The following is a 21,034-nucleotide window of genomic DNA, read 5'->3' as shown; positions in this document are numbered from 1 at the left end:
CAGCCGCCCAGCACCCCAGGGCCCGACCCCGATGCGCGAGGATCCTCCCGTGAGCACCAGCACCTCCCCGTCCTCCCCCTCCGACGACACCGCCTCCGGGGTGGCCGCCGGCCGGCTCTGGGGCGGACGGTTCGCCGGCGGCCCGGCCGAGGCGATGGCCGAGCTGTCGCGCTCCACCCAGTTCGACTGGCGGCTGGCCCCCCACGACCTGGACGGCTCGGTGGCCCACGCCAACGCCCTGCTCAGGGTCGGTCTGCTGACCGAGGGGGAGCACGGGGAGATGGTGGCCGCGCTCCAGCGCATGCGCGAGGAGGTGCTGGCCGGCACGCTGACCTTCGACGCCGACGACGAGGACGTCCACGGGGCCCTGGAGCGCATCCTGATCACCCGGGTGGGACCCGACCTCGGTGGACGGCTCCGGGCCGGGCGCTCCCGCAACGACCAGATCGCCACGCTGATCCGGCGCTACCTGCGCGCCGAGCTGCGGGTGGTGCTGGCCGACGTGGTGTCGGTGGTGGACGCCCTGGCCGCCCAGGCCGGCGCCCACCCCGACGCGGTGATGCCCGGACGCACCCACCTGCAGCACGCCCAGCCCATCCTGCTGGGGCACCACCTGCTGGCCCACGCCTGGCCGCTGCTCCGTGACGGGCAGCGCGTGGTCGACCTCGACGCCCGGCTGGCGGTGAGCCCGTACGGCTCCAGCGCCCTGGCCGGGGGCTCGCTGGGGCTGGATCCCGAGGCGGTGGCCGCCGACCTCGGGTTCAGCGGCAGCGTGGGGAACAGCATCGACGGCACGGCCGCACGCGACCTGGTGGCCGAGTCGGCCTTCGTCCTGGCCCAGGTGGGGATCGACCTGTCCCGGCTGAGCGAGGACGTCATCCTCTGGTGCACCCACGAGTTCGGCTTCGCCACCCTCGACGACGCCTGGTCGACCGGGTCGAGCATCATGCCCCAGAAGAAGAACCCCGACGTCGCCGAGCTGGCCCGGGGCAAGGCCGGGCGGCTGATCGGCAACCTGACCGGGCTGCTGGCCACGCTCAAGGGGCTGCCGCTGGCCTACAACCGCGACCTGCAGGAGGACAAGGAGCCGGTCTTTGACTCCCTGGACCAGCTCCGGGTGCTGGTGCCCGCGGTGGCGGGGATGGTCGGGACCCTGACCTTCCACCCCGAGCGGATGGCCGCCCTGGCGCCCCAGGGCTTCTCGCTGGCCACCGACGTCGCGGACTGGTTGGTGCGACGGCGGGTGCCCTTCGCCGAAGCGCACGAGATCGCGGGTGCCTGCGTCCGGCGGTGCGAGGCACGGGGCATCGGGCTGGAGGAGATGACCGCCGACGACCTCGTCGCCGTCTCGACCCACCTGACCCCCGAGCTGCTGCCCCAGCTGTCGGTGGCGGCCTCGGTGCGGGCGCGGGACCAGCGCGGGGGGACGGCCCCTGCGCGGGTGGCCGAGCAGCTGGCCGAGGTGCAGGAGCTGGCCGCCGGGTTGCGGGCCTGGGCGGCACCGGTCGATGCCGACCGTCCCGAGTAGGGTGCTCGGCGTGAGCGACGTCCTCGATGAGCTGGTCTGGCGCGGCCTGGTGGCCCAGAGCACCGACGAGGAGGCCCTGCGCAGCCACCTCGCGGCCGGACCGGTCACCTTCTACGTGGGCTTCGACCCCTCCGCGCCCAGCATCCACTTCGGGAACCTCGTCCAGCTGGTCGTGGCCCGTCACCTCCAGCGTGCCGGGCACCGCCCGCTGATCCTGGTCGGCGGCTCCACCGGGCTGATCGGGGACCCGAAGCAGACCAGCGAGCGGAACCTCAACGAGCCGGAGGTGGTCGCCGGCTGGGTGCAGCGCATCCAGGCCCAGGTCAGCCGCTTCCTCGACTTCGAGGGGGACAACCCCGCCACGCTGGTGAACAACCTGGACTGGACGGCCTCACTGTCCACCCTGGAGTTCCTGCGCGACGTCGGCAAGCACTTCCCGGTCAACCGCATGCTGGCCAGGGACGTGGTCCGCAACCGGCTGGAGTCGGGGATCTCCTACACCGAGTTCTCCTACGTCCTGCTGCAGTCCCTGGACTACCGCGAGCTGTTCCGCCGGCACGGCTGCACGCTGCAGTTCGGCGGCAGCGACCAGTGGGGCAACATCACCGCCGGGGTGGAGCTGGTGCGCCGCTCGGAGGGGGAGCGGGTGCACGCGCTGTCCACACCGCTGCTGACCAAGAGCGACGGGACCAAGTTCGGCAAGACGGAGTCCGGGACGGTGTGGCTGGACCCGGAGATGACCTTCCCGTACGCCTTCCACCAGTACTTCCTCAACGCCGAGGACGCCAAGGTGGTCGAGTACCTCAAGGTCTTCAGCGCCCGGTCGCGGCAGGAGATCGACGAGCTCGCCCGCCTGACCGAGACCGAGCCGCACCGCCGGGCCGCCCAGAAGGCGCTCGCCGACGACGTCACCGACCTGGTGCACGGGGTGGCGGCCCGGGAGGAGGCGGTCGCCGCCGCCGGCGCCCTGTTCGGTCGCACCGAGCTGGGGGAGCTGAGCGAGTCCGCCCTGGCGGCGGCGGTGGCCGAGGTGGGAGCGGTCCAGGTGAGCGGCGACCTGCCCGGGGTGGCCGAGGCGATGGAGCTGGTGGGCGTGGTGGCCAGCAGGTCCGCGGCACGACGCGCCATCACCGAGGGCGGCGCCTACGTCAACAACCGCAAGGTCACCGACGCCGAGGCCCGGCTCACCCCCGACGACCTGCTGCACGGACGCTGGGTCGTGCTGCGCCGGGGGCGTCGGACCGTCGGTGCGCTTACCACCCGGGGCTGAGCCGTCGCCACCTGACGCCGCCCTCCGGCGGTGTGATGACGACCACGGCGTCTCGATTTGCGCGCCCGCCCAGGGCCCTCTAATGTTCTGGATGTCGCCGGAGCGCGGAGAGAACAACTGAGGGGCTGAGGCCCTGAAACTGAGACTCCCTCCAGTGGCCAACCAACTGCCGAAGAGCAACGGGCAGGTGCGCGTCCTCGCCAGGACCCACCAGGATCCGGGGCTGGGACGCGTGCGGTTGCCAGCTCGAGGAGCCGGGTTTGACTCGGATCCAGAGGTTGGGTAAGTTTCACCAGGTTGCCCCAAGTTCGGCTGTGAGGTCGGGCGAGGTGTGTGGCGGATTCTTGAGAACTCAACAGTGTGCTTGTAGGTCATTGCCAATTTTGGTGCTGTCTCCGTCTCCTGGCTCATCCTTTTGGGGTGTGGTTGGGGATGGTTTCTTTGAGATTGATTGTTGATTGGACCAGTTATGGTTCTGTCAGTGGTTGGACTCGTGTTGTAAGGACGGCGCTTTCGGGTGTCGGTAACTTCAATGGAGAGTTTGATCCTGGCTCAGGACGAACGCTGGCGGCGTGCTTAACACATGCAAGTCGAACGGTAAGGCCCCTTCGGGGGTACACGAGTGGCGAACGGGTGAGTAACACGTGAGCAACCTGCCTCTGACTTTGGGATAACAGTAGGAAACTGCTGCTAATACCGGATATCACCTCCTTCTGCATGGTGGGGGGTTGAAAGCTTTTGCGGTCAGGGATGGGCTCGCGGCCTATCAGCTTGTTGGTGAGGTAACGGCTCACCAAGGCTTCGACGGGTAGCCGGCCTGAGAGGGCGACCGGCCACACTGGGACTGAGATACGGCCCAGACTCCTACGGGAGGCAGCAGTGGGGAATATTGCACAATGGGCGGAAGCCTGATGCAGCAACGCCGCGTGCGGGATGACGGCCTTCGGGTTGTAAACCGCTTTCACTCATGACGAAGCGCAAGTGACGGTAGTGAGAGAAGAAGCACCGGCCAACTACGTGCCAGCAGCCGCGGTGATACGTAGGGTGCGAGCGTTGTCCGGAATTATTGGGCGTAAAGAGCTCGTAGGCGGTCTGTCACGTCGGAAGTGAAAACTCAGGGCTTAACCCTGAGCCTGCTTCCGATACGGGCAGACTTGAGGAAGGTAGGGGAGAACGGAATTCCTGGTGGAGCGGTGGAATGCTCAGATATCAGGAGGAACACCGGTGGCGAAGGCGGTTCTCTGGACCTTTCCTGACGCTGAGGAGCGAAAGCGTGGGGAGCAAACAGGCTTAGATACCCTGGTAGTCCACGCCGTAAACGGTGGGCACTAGGTGTGGGGGACATTCCACGTTCTCCGTGCCGTAGCTAACGCATTAAGTGCCCCGCCTGGGGAGTACGGCCGCAAGGCTAAAACTCAAAGGAATTGACGGGGGCCCGCACAAGCGGCGGAGCATGCGGATTAATTCGATGCAACGCGAAGAACCTTACCTGGGTTTGACATATGCCGGAAAGCTGCAGAGATGTAGCCCCCGCAAGGTCGGTATACAGGTGGTGCATGGCTGTCGTCAGCTCGTGTCGTGAGATGTTGGGTTAAGTCCCGCAACGAGCGCAACCCTCGTCCTATGTTGCCAGCACGTTATGGTGGGGACTCATAGGAGACTGCCGGGGTCAACTCGGAGGAAGGTGGGGATGAGGTCAAGTCATCATGCCCCTTAAGTCCAGGGCTTCACGCATGCTACAATGGCAGGTACAAACGGCTGCAAAACCGCAAGGTCGAGCGAATCCGAAAAAGCCTGTCTCAGTTCGGATTGGGGTCTGCAACTCGACCCCATGAAGTCGGAGTCGCTAGTAATCGCAGATCAGCAACGCTGCGGTGAATACGTTCCCGGGCCTTGTACACACCGCCCGTCAAGTCATGAAAGTCGGTAACACCCGAAGCCGGTGGCCCAACCTCTTGAGGGGGGAGCCGTCGAAGGTGGGACTGGTGATTAGGACTAAGTCGTAACAAGGTAGCCGTACCGGAAGGTGCGGCTGGATCACCTCCTTTCTAAGGAGCTTGTAGCAGCTGGTGTCTGGTGGAAGCCGGCGCTTGGTTGCTCATTCACGAGTTGGTGGGGCGTTCGTTCCCGCGCTCGTGGCTCTGGATAGTGGAACAATGACCTGTGAGCCTGGTTGAGCTTTGCTCACTGCTAGTACTACCTGATGCGTTTCGGCGTGAGGGTGTGGAGGGTGGTGGACAGAGGGAGACCGGGTGGCAAGCACGCTGTTGGGTCCTGAGGGATTCAGCTGCACCGTTTTCACCCCGGGAGGACTTCGGTCTTGTCGGGGTGGGGGTGCGGGTGACCTTCTTGCAGGCTCTGAACTTCTTTCACCGGTTGGTGGGAGGGTGGGGGTTGCTGCTGGTGTGTTGAGAACTTCACAGTGGACGCGAGCATCTTTGTAGTGTTAATGACAAGCTACTAAGGGCAATCGGTGGATGCCTAGGCACCAAGAGCCGATGAAGGACGTGGGAACCTGCGATAAGCCCCGGGGAGCTGGTAAACGAGCACCGATCCGGGGATCTCCGAATAGGGAAACCTCGAAAGAAACCGGAGTCATGTCCGGCGACCTCTACCTGAATATATAGGGTAGTTGGAGGGAACGCGGGGAAGTGAAACATCTCAGTACCCGCAGGAAGAGAAAACAAAAGTGATTCCGTCAGTAGTGGCGAGCGAACGCGGAACAGGCCAAACCGTATGTGTGTGAGAGCTGACAGGCGTTGCACGTGCGGTGTTGTGGGGCCGTCTGGACCGGGCTGTTGACTGGTCAGAGAGTAAGAAATGGTCGATGAAGTCGAAGTACTCTGGGAAGGTACGGCATAGAGGGTAATACCCCCGTAGACGTAAGACGACCACTCTCAGACGTCACCCCAAGTAGCACGGGACCCCTGAAATCCCGTGTGAATCTGGCGGGACCACCCGCTAAGCCTAAATACTCCTTGGTGACCGATAGCGGACAAGTACCGTGAGGGAAAGGTGAAAAGTACCCCGGGAGGGGAGTGAAATAGTACCTGAAACCGATTGCCTACAATCCGTCGGAGCTGAGCCCGCAAGGGTGAGGTGACGGCGTGCCTTTTGAAGAATGAGCCTGCGAGTTAGTGGTGCGTGGCGAGGTTAACCCGTGTGGGGAAGCCGTAGCGAAAGCGAGTCCGAACAGGGCGATTGAGTCGCGCGCTCTAGACCCGAAGCGGAGTGATCTATCCATGGCCAGGTTGAAGCGACGGTAAGACGTCGTGGAGGACCGAACCCACCAGGGTTGAAAACCTGGGGGATGAGCTGTGGATAGGGGTGAAAGGCCAATCAAACTCCGTGATAGCTGGTTCTCCCCGAAATGCATTTAGGTGCAGCGTCGTGTGTTTCTTGCCGGAGGTAGAGCACTGGATAGTCTAGGGGGCCCAACAGCTTACCGAAATTAGCCAAACTCCGAATGCCGGTAAGTGAGAGCGCGGCAGTGAGACTGTGGGGGATAAGCTTCATAGTCGAGAGGGAAACAGCCCAGATCACCAGCTAAGGCCCCTAAGCGATAACTAAGTGGAAAAGGATGTGGAGTTGCGCAGACAACCAGGAGGTTGGCTTGGAAGCAGCCACCCTTGAAAGAGTGCGTAATAGCTCACTGGTCAAGTGATTCTGCGCCGACAATTTAGCGGGGCTCAAGTTATCCGCCGAAGCTGTGGCATTCATATATTTACTTGGTCTTCGGATCCAGGTGTGTGGATGGGTAGGGGAGCGTCGTGTGTACGAAGAAGCCTCGGGGTGACCCAGGGGTGGAGAGCACACGAGTGAGAATGCAGGCATGAGTAGCGAATGACGGGTGAGAAACCCGTCCGCCGAATAACCAAGGGTTCCAGGGTCAAGCTAATCTGCCCTGGGTGAGCCGGGACCTAAGGCGAGGCCGACAGGCGTAGTCGATGGACAACGGGTTGATATTCCCGTCGCCGGCGAAACAACGACCGTGCCGAGGCGCGTGATGCTAAGAACGGAAGCTGGTGGGGATCCTTCGGGTGAACCACCGGTGACTCTTCGACCCGATCGTGTAGTAGGCAAGCTGCGGAGGGACGCAGGAAGGTAGCCCATCCCGGGCGATGGTAGTCCCGGGCTAAGTGCGTAGGGCGAGGTGTAGGCAAATCCGCACCTCATACAGCCTGAGACATGATGGCTCTGCCGCATCAGCGGTGGAGTGGGTGATCCTATGCTGCCAAGAAAAGCTTCGTGAGCGAGTTGTGAGCCGCCCGTACCCCAAACCGACACAGGTGGTTAGGTAGAGAATACCAAGGCGATCGAGATAATCGTGGTTAAGGAACTCGGCAAAATGCCCCCGTAACTTCGGGATAAGGGGGACCTGAGGCGTTACCTCCTTTTCGGAGGGAAGCGTCGAGGGTCGCAGAGACCAGGCCCAAGCGACTGTTTACCAAAAACACAGGTCCGTGCTAAGTCGAAAGACGATGTATACGGACTGACTCCTGCCCGGTGCTGGAAGGTTAAGGGGAACTGTTAGCCGCAAGGCGAAGCGGTGAACTTAAGCCCCAGTAAACGGCGGTGGTAACTATAACCATCCTAAGGTAGCGAAATTCCTTGTCGGGTAAGTTCCGACCTGCACGAATGGAGTAACGACTTGGGCGCTGTCTCAACCACGAACTCGGCGAAATTGCACTACGAGTAAAGATGCTCGTTACGCGCAGCAGGACGGAAAGACCCCGGGACCTTTACTATAGTTTGGTATTGGTGTTCGGTACAGCTTGTGTAGGATAGGTGGGAGACTGTGAAGCGGCCACGCCAGTGGTTGTGGAGTCATCGTTGAAATACCACTCTGGCTGTTCTGGATATCTAACCTAGGTCCATTATCTGGATCAGGGACAGTGCCTGATGGGTAGTTTGACTGGGGCGGTCGCCTCCTAAAAGGTAACGGAGGCGCCCAAAGGTTCCCTCAGCCTGGTTGGCAATCAGGTGTTGAGTGTAAGTGCACAAGGGAGCTTGACTGTGAGAGAGACATCTCGAGCAGGGACGAAAGTCGGGACTAGTGATCTGACGGTGGCATGTGGAAGCGCCGTCACTCAACGGATAAAAGGTACCCCGGGGATAACAGGCTGATCTTGCCCGAGCGTCCATAGCGACGGCATGGTTTGGCACCTCGATGTCGGCTCGTCGCATCCTGGGGCTGGAGTCGGTCCCAAGGGTTGGGCTGTTCGCCCATTAAAGCGGCACGCGAGCTGGGTTCAGAACGTCGTGAGACAGTTCGGTCCCTATCCGCTGCGCGCGTAGGAGTCTTGAGAAGAGCTGTCCTTAGTACGAGAGGACCGGGACGGACTGACCTCTGGTGTGCCAGTTGTCCTGCCAAGGGCACGGCTGGTTGGCTACGTCGGGAAGTGATAACCGCTGAAAGCATCTAAGCGGGAAGCACGCTTCAAGATGAGGGCTCCCACAGAATAATCTGGTAAGGCCCCCGGCAGACCACCGGGTGATAGGTCGGATGTGGAAGCACAGCAATGTGTGGAGCTGACCGATACTAATAGGCCGAGGGCTTGTCTGACACTGCATTCGATGTTTGCGTCCACTGTGAGGTCTCTCGAGACATCAACACAACCCGACACGTGGGGTTTGTTGACATCTCCATAGAGTTTCGGTGGCCATGGCGAAGGGGAAACACCCGGTCCCATTCCGAACCCGGAAGTTAAGCCCTTCAGCGCCGATGGTACTGCACACGGGAGTGTGTGGGAGACTAGGACGCCGCCGGACAAACAATGTACGGATGCCCCTGGACGGGGGCCCTTCTTCGGAGGGGGCCCTGTCCAGGGGATTCGTGCGTTCTGGAGCTGTTTCTCGTCAAGGTCGGCATTGTGGTTGGCAAGGTCGGCGACCTGTCTCCTCGCGGTGTTGCGCGGTCGGAGTGGCGCCACCGACCTAGCCTGTGAAGGTGGCTGACCTGGACGAGCTCGTGCCCGCGGTGGTGCCGAGGCTCCTGGGCGCGCTGTTGGACGGACCTCCCAGCCAGGTGCACGGCGGCTACGCCAGCTCGGCGTGGCTGGTCGGTGTCGAGGGCGTGCCGCTGCTGGTGAAGGTGTCGCACGCCGGCGCCCCGGTGGACAAGGCCGTCGCGGCCTCCTCCGCGCTGCGCCTGGCGGCCACCACCTCCGCTCCCGTGCCTCGGGAGGTGTTCTTCGACCCTGAGTGCGGGCAGCTGCTGGGACGGGTGGTGCGGATCCTGACCTGGCTGGACGGTGAGGTGGCCCGCGACCGGCTGGACCAGCAGGGGGCCGAGGGCTTCTTCACCGAGCTCGGGTCCGTGGTGGCGTCGTTGCACCAGGCCCGCTGCGACGCCTTCACCACCCGTCTGGGCGGTGCACCCGCGTTCGACACCTGGGCCGAGTTCGTGCGGCACCGGTCCGACCAGATCCGGGAGCGGGTGCGGCGCACGGGCGCGATCGCCACCGACCAGCTGGAGACGGCCCTGTCACGGGCTCTCGCGGTGGCGATCGAGGTGAGCCCTGTGGTCGAGCCGAGGTTGGCTCACCGCGACCTGCACCTGGACAACGTGCTCGTCACGTCGTCAGGCCACGTCGCCGGGGTGCTGGACCTCGACGGGGCGGGTGCCTGGGATCCTGCCGTCGACCTGGTCAAGCTGCGGGCGCAGGTGTTCCCGCACCACCCAGGGTCGGAGCAGTGGTTCACCCGCGGGTACGCCTCGACCTCGTGCGGGCTCCCGGAGCAGCTCGACCGGCGCGTCGCGGTGGTGGAGGTGCTGGAGCTGACCAACGCGGTGGCCAACGCCGGGCTGCACCACAACGACGTGATGGTCGAGGTGAACCGACGACGGCTGACCGAGGTGCTCAGCTCGCCCTGGTGAGCGGGCGATCGCCGGACGTCCCCCCTGCTTTGCGTTTGGCGAGCCAGTCGATGAGGATTGGCCGGTGGTAGACAGCGGCAGGGACGGACGACCGGGCGGGCCCGGCAGGCGCGACGACGGTGCGCGCGGCGGGGACCGGCGCGGGAGCGGAGGGCGTCCGCAGCGCGACTCGCGCGGAGGAGGACCCGCCCGGGGAGGCGCGTCCGGGGGCGGTGCCCCCCGCGGTGACGCGGACCGCCGTGGTCGCGACGACCGTGCCGGAGGGTCCGGTGGCTACGACCGCAGCGGCCCCCGGGGTGACGACCGACGACCTGCGCGCGACGACCGGCGCGGCGCTGGGAGCACCGGCAGCTGGGACCGCGGACCGCGGCAGGGCGGACGGGGCGACGACCGACGTCCCCGCGATGACGACCGTCGGCCTCCCCGGGACAGCGGAGGTGATCGCGCCGGCGGGTTCGCCGGTGGTGGACCGCGCGGCGCCTCGGGCGAGGACCGCCGTGGTCCCCGTGGCGACGACCGTGGGTCCCGCGGCGGAGGAGAGCGACGCCCCTCCTGGGGCGAGGACCGCCGTGGTGGACGTGGCGACGATCGTGGTGGACGTGACGGCGGGGCCAGCCGCCCGAGCTGGGGCGACGACCGTCGCGGCGGCTCGGCTGGTGACGACCGCCGCCCGTACCGAAGCGACGACCGGGGGAGCCGCGGTGGGGATGAGCGCCGCTCGTCCTGGGGCGACGACCGCCGGGGTCCGTCGGGCGGGTCCTCCTCGGGGGACCGGGGCGCCCGCAGCGGGGGCGACCGGCGCTCGTCCTGGGGTGACGACCGCCGGGGTCCGTCCGGCGGCTCCTCTTCGGGGGACCGGGGCGCCCGCAGCGGTGGCGACCGGCGCTCCTCCTGGGGTGAGGACCGCCGCGGCGGACGCGACGACGACCGTCGTCCCGCACGCGGACGCGACGACGACCGTCGTCCTGCTCGCGGCGGTGACGAGCGGAGCGGTGAGCGACGTCCCTCCTGGGGCGACGACCGCCGAGGTCCGTCGAGCCGCCCCCCGACCGGCGACCGGTCGGCTCGCGGTGGCGGTGAGGGGCGCCCCTCGTGGGGTGAGGACCGTCGTGGTGGCGGCAGCGGTGGTGACCGGCGGCCCGCGCGGAGCGGTGACGACCGAGGTGCCCGTGGCGGTGGCGAGCGCTCCTGGGGCGACGACCGCAGGGGCGGGGCCGAGCGACGTCCCGCCGCCGGCGGGCAGGGAGCCCGCAGCGGCGGCGACCGGCGGCCGTCCTGGGAAGGTGACCGTCCGGCGGCACGCGGCGGAGACGACCGCGGTGCCGGAGGGTTCGACCGCCGTGGGCCGCGCGACGGTGGCGATGACCGCCGCTCCCGTGGCGGGGTCGACCACGAGGGCCGTCGCCCCCGTGGCGGTGTCGGTCGGGAGGAGCGCGAGCCGCGGATGGTGGCGCACCGTCGCACCTCCGCCGAGCGCGACCCGGAGCTGCCGCCCGACCTGGACCTGCGGACCCTGCCGCGGGCCGTCCGCGCCGAGCTGCGCGGGCTGAGCATGGAGGCGGCGGACTTCGTCGGCGGCCACCTCGTGATGGCCGGGCAGCTGGTCGACAGCGACCCCGAGCTGGCCTTCGCCCACGCCGAGGCGGCGCGTCGCCGGGCCGCCAGGCTCCCGATCGTGCGGGAGGCCTCGGCCGAGACCGCCTACGCGGCGGGGGAGTACGTGCACGCGCTCTCGGAGTACCGCGCGCTGCGCCGGATGACCGGCAACGACGAGTACCTGCCGGTGATGGCGGACTGCGAGCGCGCCCTGGGCCGGTATCAGGACGCCCTGGACCTGGCCCGTGAGGCCAAGCACGCCGGGCTGGGTCCGGACCTCGCCGCGGAGGCGCTGATGGTCGAGGCCGGCGTCCGGGAGGACATGGGCCAGGCGGCCGAGGGGCTGCGGCTGCTCAAGTCCGCCCTCCGGGTGCCCGTCCGCGGGCTCAGCAAGGGGTCAAGGGCGCGGCTCGCCTACGCCTACGCCGACCTGCTGCTGCGCACCGGCGACGAGGCGGAGGCCGTCGGCTGGTTCACCACGGCGGCCGACCTCGACACCGAGGGCGTCACCGACGCCGACGAGCGGCTGGCCCGGCTGCAGGGCATGGTGCTCGAGCTCGACGACGCCGGGATCGAGGGCTGGGCCCCCGAGGAGGACGACGACGCCGACGACGAGACCGAGGGTGACGACGGCGAGCCCGCTGACGTCACCGACGCCGACCTGGGCGGCGCGGCGGAGGACGACGACGCCGACGACGAGACCGAGGGTGACGACGGCGAGCCCGCTGACGTCGCCGACGCCGAGCAGGACGGCGCGGCGGAGGATGACGCCGACGAGGTCGACGGGGACGACGCCGTACTCGGTGACCTCCCTGACGCCGACCTGGACGACGCGGAGGTGGGTGAGGTCGGCCACGCCGACAAGGTCGACGGCGACGACGCGGTGCTCGGTGAGCTCCCTGACGCCGACCTGGACGACGCAGAGGTCGGTGACGTCGGCCACGGCGGCGACGTCGACGAGACCGACGCGGATGACACCGTCCTGGGTGAGCTCCCTGACGCCGACCTCGACGACGACGCCGACGTGGCGGACGACACCGGGGAGGCCGCCGGCCCCGGGGCGGCTGAGGACGTCGGTGGGGACGACCCGGTCCACGCTGACGGTCAGGACGACGCTGCGCGCACCGAGGCGGGCGGCGAGGTCCTCGACGAGGACACCGCCGAGCTGGGTGACCGGGTGGCCGAGAGGGTCTTCGGCGACCCCCCGGCCACCTCGGACGACGGGACCGCCGGAGAGGGTCCGGGCACCGATGACGACGTCGACGGGCTCGGGGACGACGTGGCGGACCGCGTGTTCGGCGAGGAGACCGAAGGCGGAGCCGACCGGGACGACCTGGCCGGGGCTGCGGCGTCGGGTGGTCAGGACGACGCGCTGCTCGACGAGGCGCCCGAGGACGAGATCGACCCGGACGACGACGACGGAGGCGTTGCACCCACCGAGGAGGCCCCGGACGAGGACGGCTCCGCCCGGGAAGGGGTGGACGCCGCCCGTAGCGACGTCTCGGGCACCGACCGGGTCGACGAGGAGCCGGTGACGATCCTCGACGCGGACGACGCGGACGACGCGGACGACGCGGACGACGCGGACGACGCGGACGACGCGGACGACGCGGACGACGCGGACGACGCGGACGACGCGGACGACGCGGACGACCCGGCGCCGGCTCCCGACGACGGGGAGCCGACCACGCGGGCCGACGACGAGGCGGCCTCGTCGGAGGGTGACGGGTCTGCGGACCGTCCCGACGGCGCGGAGACCGGGACCGGGGAGCCGCAGCGGTGACGGCCCTGGTCGACGCCCACGACGTCGTGCTCTTCGACCTCGACGGCGTGGTGTACCTCGGCCCGCAGCCGGTGCCCGGGGCGGCCGAGGGGATCGCCCGGTTGCGGCAGCGCGGGGTCCGGCTCGGGTTCGTCACCAACAACGCCGCCCGCCGGCCGGAGGACGTCGCCGCGCACCTGCAGGAGCTCGGCATCGAGTGCGCCGCCGGCGACGTCACCACGTCCGGCCAGGCCGGGGCGCGTCTCCTGGCCGAGCGGCTGCCCGCCGGGGCCGCCGTGCTCGTGCTCGGCACCGACGCCCTCCGTTCGGAGGTGCTGGCCCGTGGGCTGACCGAGGTCGACTCGGCCGACGACGCCCCCGCCGGGGTCATCCAGGGCTACGACCCGCAGCTGCGGTGGCCACGGCTCAACGAGGCGGCCCACGCCGTCCAGCGGGGTGCGGTGTGGGTGGCCACCAACACCGACAGCAACCGACCCACCGAGCGCGGGCTGGTCCCGGGCCACGGGACGGCCGTCGCCGCGGTCCGGGCGGCGGTGACCGTCGACCCGCTGGTGGCCGGCAAGCCCGCCACCCCGCTGCTGCTGGAGGCGGTCCAGCGCACCGGCGGGCAGCGGCCGGTCTTCGTCGGCGACCGCCTCGACACCGACGTGGCCGGGGCCCGGGCAGCCGGGCTCGCCTCCGTCCTGGTGCTCTCGGGATCCCACGGCAAGGCCGACCTGCTGGCCGCCGTCCCCGGACAGCGGCCCGACCACGTGGCCCGCGACCTCCGCGGGCTGCTCGAGCCGGCGCTGACGTCCACGTCCACCGATGCGGGTGCGGTGGCCGAGGGCGTCGAGGTCCGGCTGGTCGACGGTGCCCTCTCCGTCGACGACGGGTTGGACCCGCGGCAGCAGCTGGCCGCGGTCTGGGCGGCCAGCCGGCTGTCCTGGGCGGCGGCGGACGAGGGCCGCACCCTGGACGCGACCGCCGTCCTGGCGGCCACGCCGGACGTACCCTGACGCCGAGCGGCCCAGCAGCCCAGCACGACCACCCGACCCACCCGCCCCACCGGCCGACCGAGGAGCACCGATGAGCACGCCCGTCCCCGCCCCTCCGCCCCGCCCCGGACCCCGACCCGGGCCGTCCGGCTCAGCTGCCCCGCCCGGCCACCCCGTTCCCGGCGCGCCCCCCGCACCGGAGGCCGCGGCGTCGGAGAGCGACTCCGGGGCCACCGAGATCGAGGCGGCACTGGCCGGGCTGGACGCGCTGGAGGACCTCCCCGTGGGGGAGCACCACGCCCGTCTCGAGCACGCCCACGAGGTCCTGCACGGCGTCCTGCAGCGGGCCCGCGCCCGCGACTGAGGTGCGTCTGGACCGCGCCCTGGTCGAGCAGGGGCTCGCACGTTCCCGGACCCGGGCCCGGCAGCTGGTGGAGCTCGGCCGGGTCCGGGTGGACGGCGTCGTGGTCAGCCGCCCGGCGGCCGAGGTGGGTCCCCAGCGGCTCGAGGTGGACGACGACGACCCCTGGGTCTCCCGGGCCGCGCACAAGCTCCTCGGGGCCCTCGACGACCTGTCGGTGACCGTCCCCGAGCGGGCGCTGGACGCGGGTGCCTCCACCGGCGGGTTCACCCAGGTGCTGCTGTCGCGCGGGTGCCGGCTGGTGCACGCGGTCGACGTCGGCCACGGCCAGCTCGACCCCGCGCTGCGTGCCGACCCCCGGGTGCGGGTGCACGAGCGGCTCAACCTGCGCGAGCTCACCCTGGCGCACCTGGACGGGGAGCCGGTCGAGCTGGTGGTCGCCGACGTCTCCTTCATCTCCCTCACCCTGCTGCTGCCCGCCCTGGCGGCCGTCACCCGGCCCGACGGCCGGATGCTGCTGATGGTGAAGCCCCAGTTCGAGGTCGGCCGGGAGCGGCTCGGCCGCGGCGGCGTCGTGCGCGACCCCGACCTGCACCGCGAGACCGTCGCCGCCGTGGCGGCCGCCGCGGCGGACCAGGGGTGGGAGCAGCAGGGGCTGGCGCCCAGCCGGCTCCCCGGGGCCGACGGCAACACCGAGTTCTTCCTGCTCCTGCACCGCCCCTGATCCTCGGGCGTCCGTCCGTGCTCACCGCCCGTTCACCCGCACGCCCCCTGCCCGACCGCGCACCACGTCACCCTCGACGAGACACCCACCGAGAGGACTCCTGTGCCCGACAACGACCCCACCACCTCCCCCCTGACCGACGAGACCGAGACCACCCCGGCCGAGGGCCTGGGCCGTCGCGGGTTCATCGCCACCACCGGTCTCGGCGCGGCCGCCGTGGCCCTCGGCGCCGGTGCCTCCGCCCTGGCCCCGGCCGGCCCGGCCGCCGCCGAATCGCGTCCGAGCCCCCTCCGCTTCGGCTCGGACCGCAGGTTCCGCATCGTCCAGTTCAACGACACCCAGGACGACGAGCAGACCGACCGCCGCACCGTCCAGCTGATGGAGGAGGTCCTCGACACCGAGAAGCCCGACCTCGTCGTGATGAACGGTGACAACATCACCGGCGGCTGCGACAACGAGACCGAGATGCGTCAGGCGATGAACAACGTCGTGCAGCCGATGGAGACCCGTGGCGTGCCGTGGGTGCTCACCTACGGCAACCACGACGAGGACTCCACCCCCCAGGGCGGCCTGGACGAGGAGGACATGCTCGGCATCTACCGCAGCTACGAGCACAACCTCAACGAGCCCAGCGCCAAGGGGGTCACCGGTACCGGCAACATGGCCCTGACCATCGCCGGCTCCCGCTCGCGGCGCCGCGCCGCCTTCGCGCTGTACCTGCTGGACAGCGGCCGCTACGCCCCCGGGACCATCGCCGGGCAGGACCTCGAGGGCTACCCGACCTGGGACTGGCTCCGGATGGACCAGGTCGGCTGGTACACCCGCACGTCGGAGGACATCCAGCGCCGGGCCGCCGGCAGCACCGTGCCGGCCCTGATGTTCATCCACATCCCGCTGTGGGAGTACCGCTTCATGTGGTTCGGCGGGGTGGACGAGCGCAACGGCGCCAACCACGAGCTCGCCGTCCAGCGCCACGGCATCGTGGGGGAGCGGAACGAGGACGAGTGCCCCGGCCCGTTCAACAGCGGCATGTTCTCCGCGATCCTGCACCGCGGTGACGTCCGTGGCGTCTTCTGCGGCCACGACCACGTCAACACCTACGTCGGCAGCTACTACGGGGTGATGCTCGGCTACGCCGGCAACACCGGTTTCGGCACCTACGGCCTGGCCGGCGCCGAGCGCAACCGGCTCCGTGGGGCGCGGGTCTTCGACCTGACCGAGACCGACGACGACGTCACCGTGGACACCCGGATGGTGTTCGCCGAGGACTTCGGCATCGACCTCACCGCCGACGACCAGCCGATGACCCCGCTGCCCCTGCCGCGGCGTCGCTGACCGGCGTCCACAGCCCCGGCACCGTGCTGGCGCCCGGTGTCGGGGCTGGGCCGTAGGGTGAAGCGCGTGAACGACGCAGACACCTCCGGCCGCAGCGTCGCGACCCGTGGCGAGGGCCGGCGCATCGCCGTGCTGACCCACAGCGGGCGTCCGGCGGCGGTCGAGGCGGCAATCCGCTTCCTCGACGGGGCCAGCCGCCACGGGCTGGAGTGCCTGGTCCCCGCGGCCGACCTGGAGCTGCTGCGGAGCCGCTGCCCCGAGGCCCGGCTGACCGGGTTCGAGGAGTCCGACGACGAGGCCGCCGACTGCGAGCTGGCCGTGGTGTTCGGTGGTGACGGCACCATCCTGCGCGGCGCGGAGTGGGCGGTGCCGGCCGGTGTCCCGCTGCTCGGGGTCAACCTGGGCCACGTGGGGTTCCTGGCCGAGGCGGAGTCCAGCGAGATCGACTCCGTGGTGGAGCAGGTGGCGGCACGCACCTGGCGCCTGGAGGAGCGCACCGTGATCGAGGTGGTGGTCACCGAGCCCGGGGCCGGTGCCCCGTGCTGGACGTCCTTCGCCGTGAACGAGGTGTCGCTGGAGAAGGCCGCGCGGGAGAAGATGCTCGAGGCGATGGTCGAGATCGACGAGCGCCCGCTCTCCCGCTGGTCCTGCGACGGGGTGCTGGTCGCCACCCCGACCGGGTCCACCGCCTACGCCTTCTCCGCCGGCGGGCCGGTGATGTGGCCGGAGGTGGAAGCCCTGCTGCTGGTGCCGCTCAGCGCCCACGCCCTCTTCGCCCGCCCGCTCGTGCTCGGCCCGTCCTCGAGCATCCGGATCCGGCTGCTGGGGGAGTCCAAGGCCGGTGGCGTGGTGTGGTGCGACGGTCGCCGCTCCAGCGACGTGCAGGCCGGCTCGCTGGTCGAGGTGCACCGCAGCCCGCACCGGCTGCGGCTGGCCCGGCTGACCGAGGCGCCCTTCACCGACCGGCTGGTGGGCAAGTTCGGGCTGCGGGTCGAGGGCTGGCGCGAGGACCCCGAGGCCCGGGCGGTCCGCGGGTGATCACCGATCTCGCCATCGCCGACCTCGGCGTGATCGACGCCGCCCAGCTCGAGCTGCACCCCGGCCTCACCGTGGTCACCGGTGAGACGGGAGCGGGCAAGACCATGGTCGTCACCGGTCTCGGGCTGCTGCTCGGGGGCCGGGCCGACCGGGCCGCGGTGCGGGTCGGGGCCGAGCGCGCCCGGGTGGAGGGCCGGTTCACCTCGCTGGCGCCCACCCTGGCCGAGAGGGTGCACGAGCACGGTGGTGAGCTGGAGGACGAGGACGGGGACGAGCCCGGCGAGCTGCTGGTCACCCGCCAGCTCTCGGCCAGCGGACGCTCCCGGTGCTGGCTGGGTGGTGCCCAGGTGACGGCCAACCAGTGCGCCGAGGTGGCCTCGGAGCTGATCGCCATCCACGGCCAGTCCGAGCAGGTCCGGCTGCAGCGCGCGGACCGCCAGCGCGAGCTGCTGGACACCGCCGCCGGCGCGGGGCTGGCGGAGGTCCTCGAGGACTACCGCGGCTGCTGGAGCCACCGCCGCGAGGTCGAGCGCGAGCTGACCCGGCTGCGCGAGGAGGCCATGGCCCGCGCCCGGGAGATCGACCTGCTGACCTTCGGGCTGGACGAGATCGAGGTCGTCGACCCGCAGCCGCAGGAGGACGCCCAGCTGGCCGCCGAGGCCGCCCGGCTGCAGGCCGTGGACGAGCTCCGCGCCTCGGCCCGGACGGCGCTGGTCGCCCTCGCCGGGGACGAGGAGTCCCTGGAGCCGGTCGACGCCCTCGGTCGCACCCAGCTGGCCCGCAAGGCCCTGGCCGAGCTGTCCGCCACCGACCCCTCGACGTCCGGGCTGCTCGAGCGGGCCACCGAGGCCGAGGCCCTGCTGGCCGACCTCGCCGCCGACGTCTCCACCCACCTCGACCGGCTGGAGGCCGACCCGGCCCGCCTCGAGGCCGTGATGCAGCGGATGGCCCTGCTGGGCGGGCTCACCCGCAAGTACGGCAGCGACGTCGACCAGGTGCTGGTCTGGTCCCAGCAGTCCGCCGCCCGGCTGACCGAGCTGCAGGGCAGCGACGCCCGCATCGGCGAGCTGGAGACCGAGCTGCAGGCGGCCGAGCAGCGGCTCGCCGAGCTGGGAGCCCGGCTCAGCGGGCTCCGGGCCGTGGCGGCGGAGGAGCTGGCCACCCGCTGCGTCGCCGAGCTCACCGCGCTGGCCATGCCGCACGCCCGGCTGCGGTTCGAGCTGAGCCCGCTGGAGGAGCCCGGCCCGCACGGGCTGGAGGCGGTGCAGCTGCTCTTCTCCGCCAACCCCGGCAGCGAACCCGGCCCGCTGGGCAAGGTCGCCTCCGGCGGTGAGCTCTCCCGGGTCCGGCTGGCGCTGGAGGTCGTGATGGCGCTGGGTCGCGACGACGACGGGGCGCTGCCGGCCTCCCGTCCCACCCTGGTCTTCGACGAGGTCGACGCCGGCGTCGGTGGCCGGGTCGCGGTGGAGATCGGCCGCCGGCTGGCCGTGCTGGCCCGCCACGCCCAGGTGGTGGTGGTCACCCACCTTGCCCAGGTGGCCGCCTTCGCCGACCGGCACTTCGTGGTGGCCAAGTCCGACGACGGCCAGGTCACCACCTCCGGCGTGCACCGGGTCGAGTCCACCGAGCGCGCCGCCGAGCTGGCCCGGATGATGGCGGGGCTGGAGAGCAGCGAGACCTCGCTGGCCCACGCCCGGGAGCTGCTCGAGCTGGCGGGGCAGGGCCGGTGAGCGCGGAGGGGTCCGCGGCGGCGCGGCACGGCGGCGCGACCCGCGCGGAGTCGCGTCCCCGGCTCGGCAGAGGATAGGCTGGAGGTCCGTGAGCCAAACGACCACCAAGCACGTCTTCGTCACCGGAGGCGTCGTGTCCTCCCTCGGCAAGGGGCTCACCGCCTCCAGCCTCGGCAGCCTGCTGATCGCCCGCGGTCTCCGCGTCACCATGCAGAAGCTCGACCCGTACCTCAACGTGGACCCGGGCACCATGAACCCGTTCCAGCACGGCGAGGTCTTCGTCACCGAGGACGGCGCCGAGACCGACCTGGACATCGGCCACTACGAGCGCTTCCTCGACGTCAACCTCAACGCCGACGCCAACGTCACCACGGGCAAGGTGTACTCCTCGGTGATCGCCAAGGAGCGCCGCGGTGACTACCTCGGTGACACGGTGCAGGTGATCCCGCACATCACCAACGAGATCAAGGAGTCCATGCTCGCCATGGGCGGGCCCGGCATCGACGTGGTGATCCACGAGATCGGCGGCACCGTCGGCGACATCGAGTCCCTGCCCTTCCTCGAGGCCGCGCGCCAGGTCCGCCGCGACATCGGCCGCAGCCACGTCTTCTTCCTGCACGTCTCGCTGATCCCCTACATCGGCCCCGCCGGGGAGCTCAAGACCAAGCCGACCCAGCACTCGGTGGCCCGGCTGCGCGAGGTGGGTATCCAGCCCGACGCCATCGTCTGCCGCAGCGACCGCGAGGTGCCGGACTCGGTCAAGCGCAAGCTCGCGCTGGCCTGCGACGTCGACGAGGAGGCCGTGGCCGTGGCCGTCGACGCCTCCAGCATCTACGCCATCCCGCGGGTGCTGCACTCCGAGGGCCTGGACGCCTACCTGGTGCGCCGGCTCGACCTCTCCTTCCGCGACGTGGACTGGACCCGCTGGAACGACCTGCTGGACCGGGTCGAGAACCCGGTCGAGGACGTCACCATCGCCCTGGTCGGCAAGTACATCGACCTGCCCGACGCCTACCTCTCGGTGGTCGAGGCGCTGCGCGCCGGCGGGTTCGCCAACCGGGCCCGCGTCCAGGTGAAGTGGGTGCCGTCGGACGACTGCGCCACCGAGGCCGGGGCCGACGCCGCGCTGGGCGACGTCGACGGCGTCTGCATCCCCGGCGGGTTCGGGATCCGCGGGGTCGAGGGGAAGGTCGGGGCGGTCAAGTACGCCCGGGAGAACCAGATCCCGATCCTGGGGCTGTGCCTCGGGCTGCAGGTGATGGTGATCGAGACCGCCCGCCACCTGGCCGGCCTCGAGGGTGCCGCCTCCACCGAGTTCGAGGGCGACGCGGAGCACCCGGTGATCGCCACGATGGCCGAGCAGGTCGCCATCATCGACGGCCAGGGCGACCTGGGCGGCTCGATGCGGCTCGGCTCCTACCCGGCCACCCTGGCCTCGGGCAGCGTGGTGGCCCGGCTCTACGGCGCCCAGCGGGTCGAGGAGCGCCACCGCCACCGCTACGAGGTCAACAACGCCTACCGCCGCCAGCTGGAGGAGTCCGGCCTGGTGATCAGCGGCACGTCGCCGGACGCCACCCTGGTGGAGTTCATCGAGCTGCCCGCCGACGTGCACCCCTTCTTCGTGGCCACCCAGGCCCACCCCGAGCTCAAGTCCCGCCCGACCAACGCCCACCCGCTGTTCCGCGGCCTGGTGAAGGCCGCGGTGGCCCGCCGGCGAGGCACCCGGTTGCCGGTGGACGGGCGATGAGCGGGGACCCCTCCGAGACCGTGCTGGGCGCCCCGGTGCTGGGCGCCGGCGAGCTGGCCGACCAG

The 21,034-nt window shown here is 69.8% G+C and carries 11 protein-coding genes and 3 rRNA genes; all 14 read left to right on the top strand.

Annotated features, from left to right (window positions below):
* Nucleotides 1–154 precede the first annotated feature (154 nt).
* The gene (gene argH, locus BLT52_RS16905) at nucleotides 155–1,528 is read left to right on the top strand and encodes an argininosuccinate lyase (protein WP_231946657.1); all 1,374 of its coding nucleotides are present in this window, start codon (nucleotides 155–157) and stop codon (nucleotides 1,526–1,528) included.
* 10 nt (nucleotides 1,529–1,538) lie between these two features.
* Complete coding sequence (tyrS, locus tag BLT52_RS16900) at nucleotides 1,539–2,798, top strand: tyrosine--tRNA ligase (protein ID WP_090596988.1); 1,260 nt, start codon at nucleotides 1,539–1,541, stop codon at nucleotides 2,796–2,798.
* 529 nt (nucleotides 2,799–3,327) lie between these two features.
* Nucleotides 3,328–4,846: ribosomal RNA gene (locus BLT52_RS16895) — 16S ribosomal RNA — on the top strand.
* A 402-nt stretch (nucleotides 4,847–5,248) separates the two neighbouring features.
* Nucleotides 5,249–8,364: ribosomal RNA gene (locus BLT52_RS16890) — 23S ribosomal RNA — on the top strand.
* Nucleotides 8,365–8,453: 89 nt separating this feature from the next.
* A 5S ribosomal RNA gene (gene rrf / locus BLT52_RS16885) occupies nucleotides 8,454–8,570 on the top strand.
* Together the 16S, 23S and 5S rRNA genes form the textbook arrangement of a ribosomal RNA operon.
* Before the next feature lie 178 nt (nucleotides 8,571–8,748).
* On the top strand, nucleotides 8,749–9,678 hold the full coding sequence (locus tag BLT52_RS16880) for a phosphotransferase family protein (protein WP_157677190.1): 930 nt from the start codon (nucleotides 8,749–8,751) through the stop codon (nucleotides 9,676–9,678).
* Between the two features lie 1,444 nt (nucleotides 9,679–11,122).
* On the top strand, nucleotides 11,123–13,057 hold the full coding sequence (locus BLT52_RS16870) for a tetratricopeptide repeat protein (RefSeq protein ID WP_090595160.1): 1,935 nt from the start codon (nucleotides 11,123–11,125) through the stop codon (nucleotides 13,055–13,057).
* Nucleotides 13,054–14,055 carry an HAD-IIA family hydrolase gene (locus BLT52_RS16865; RefSeq protein WP_090595159.1) on the top strand — a complete coding sequence of 334 codons (1,002 nt, stop codon included), beginning with the start codon at nucleotides 13,054–13,056 and terminating at the stop codon, nucleotides 14,053–14,055. Before BLT52_RS16870 ends, BLT52_RS16865 begins: the two co-directional genes overlap by 4 nt.
* Nucleotides 14,056–14,125: 70 nt before the next feature.
* A complete protein-coding gene (locus BLT52_RS16860) occupies nucleotides 14,126–14,398 on the top strand; it encodes a hypothetical protein (RefSeq protein ID WP_090595157.1) in 273 nt (90 codons plus the stop codon).
* 1 nt (nucleotide 14,399) lies between these two features.
* Nucleotides 14,400–15,119 (top strand): TlyA family RNA methyltransferase, encoded by a 720-nt coding sequence (locus BLT52_RS16855; protein ID WP_090595156.1) that lies wholly within the window; start codon nucleotides 14,400–14,402, stop codon nucleotides 15,117–15,119.
* A 102-nt stretch (nucleotides 15,120–15,221) separates the two neighbouring features.
* On the top strand, nucleotides 15,222–16,454 hold the full coding sequence (locus tag BLT52_RS16850; protein ID WP_197679086.1) for a metallophosphoesterase family protein: 1,233 nt from the start codon (nucleotides 15,222–15,224) through the stop codon (nucleotides 16,452–16,454).
* Nucleotides 16,455–16,499: 45 nt separating this feature from the next.
* Nucleotides 16,500–17,492, top strand: coding sequence for an NAD kinase (locus BLT52_RS16845; protein ID WP_407922632.1), 993 nt, complete (start codon nucleotides 16,500–16,502; stop codon nucleotides 17,490–17,492).
* A complete protein-coding gene (gene recN, locus BLT52_RS16840) occupies nucleotides 17,489–19,222 on the top strand; it encodes a DNA repair protein RecN (RefSeq protein ID WP_090595150.1) in 1,734 nt (577 codons plus the stop codon). The genes BLT52_RS16845 and recN overlap by 4 nt, the downstream gene beginning before the upstream one ends.
* 88 nt (nucleotides 19,223–19,310) lie before the next feature.
* A complete protein-coding gene (locus BLT52_RS16835) occupies nucleotides 19,311–20,969 on the top strand; it encodes a CTP synthase (protein ID WP_090595148.1) in 1,659 nt (552 codons plus the stop codon).
* The last annotated feature ends 65 nt before the right edge of the window (nucleotides 20,970–21,034 follow it).

The sequence above is a fragment of the Auraticoccus monumenti genome (assembly GCF_900101785.1).
Taxonomy (GTDB): domain Bacteria; phylum Actinomycetota; class Actinomycetes; order Propionibacteriales; family Propionibacteriaceae; genus Auraticoccus; species Auraticoccus monumenti.
This window is presented reverse-complemented; position numbering and strand designations above follow the sequence as displayed.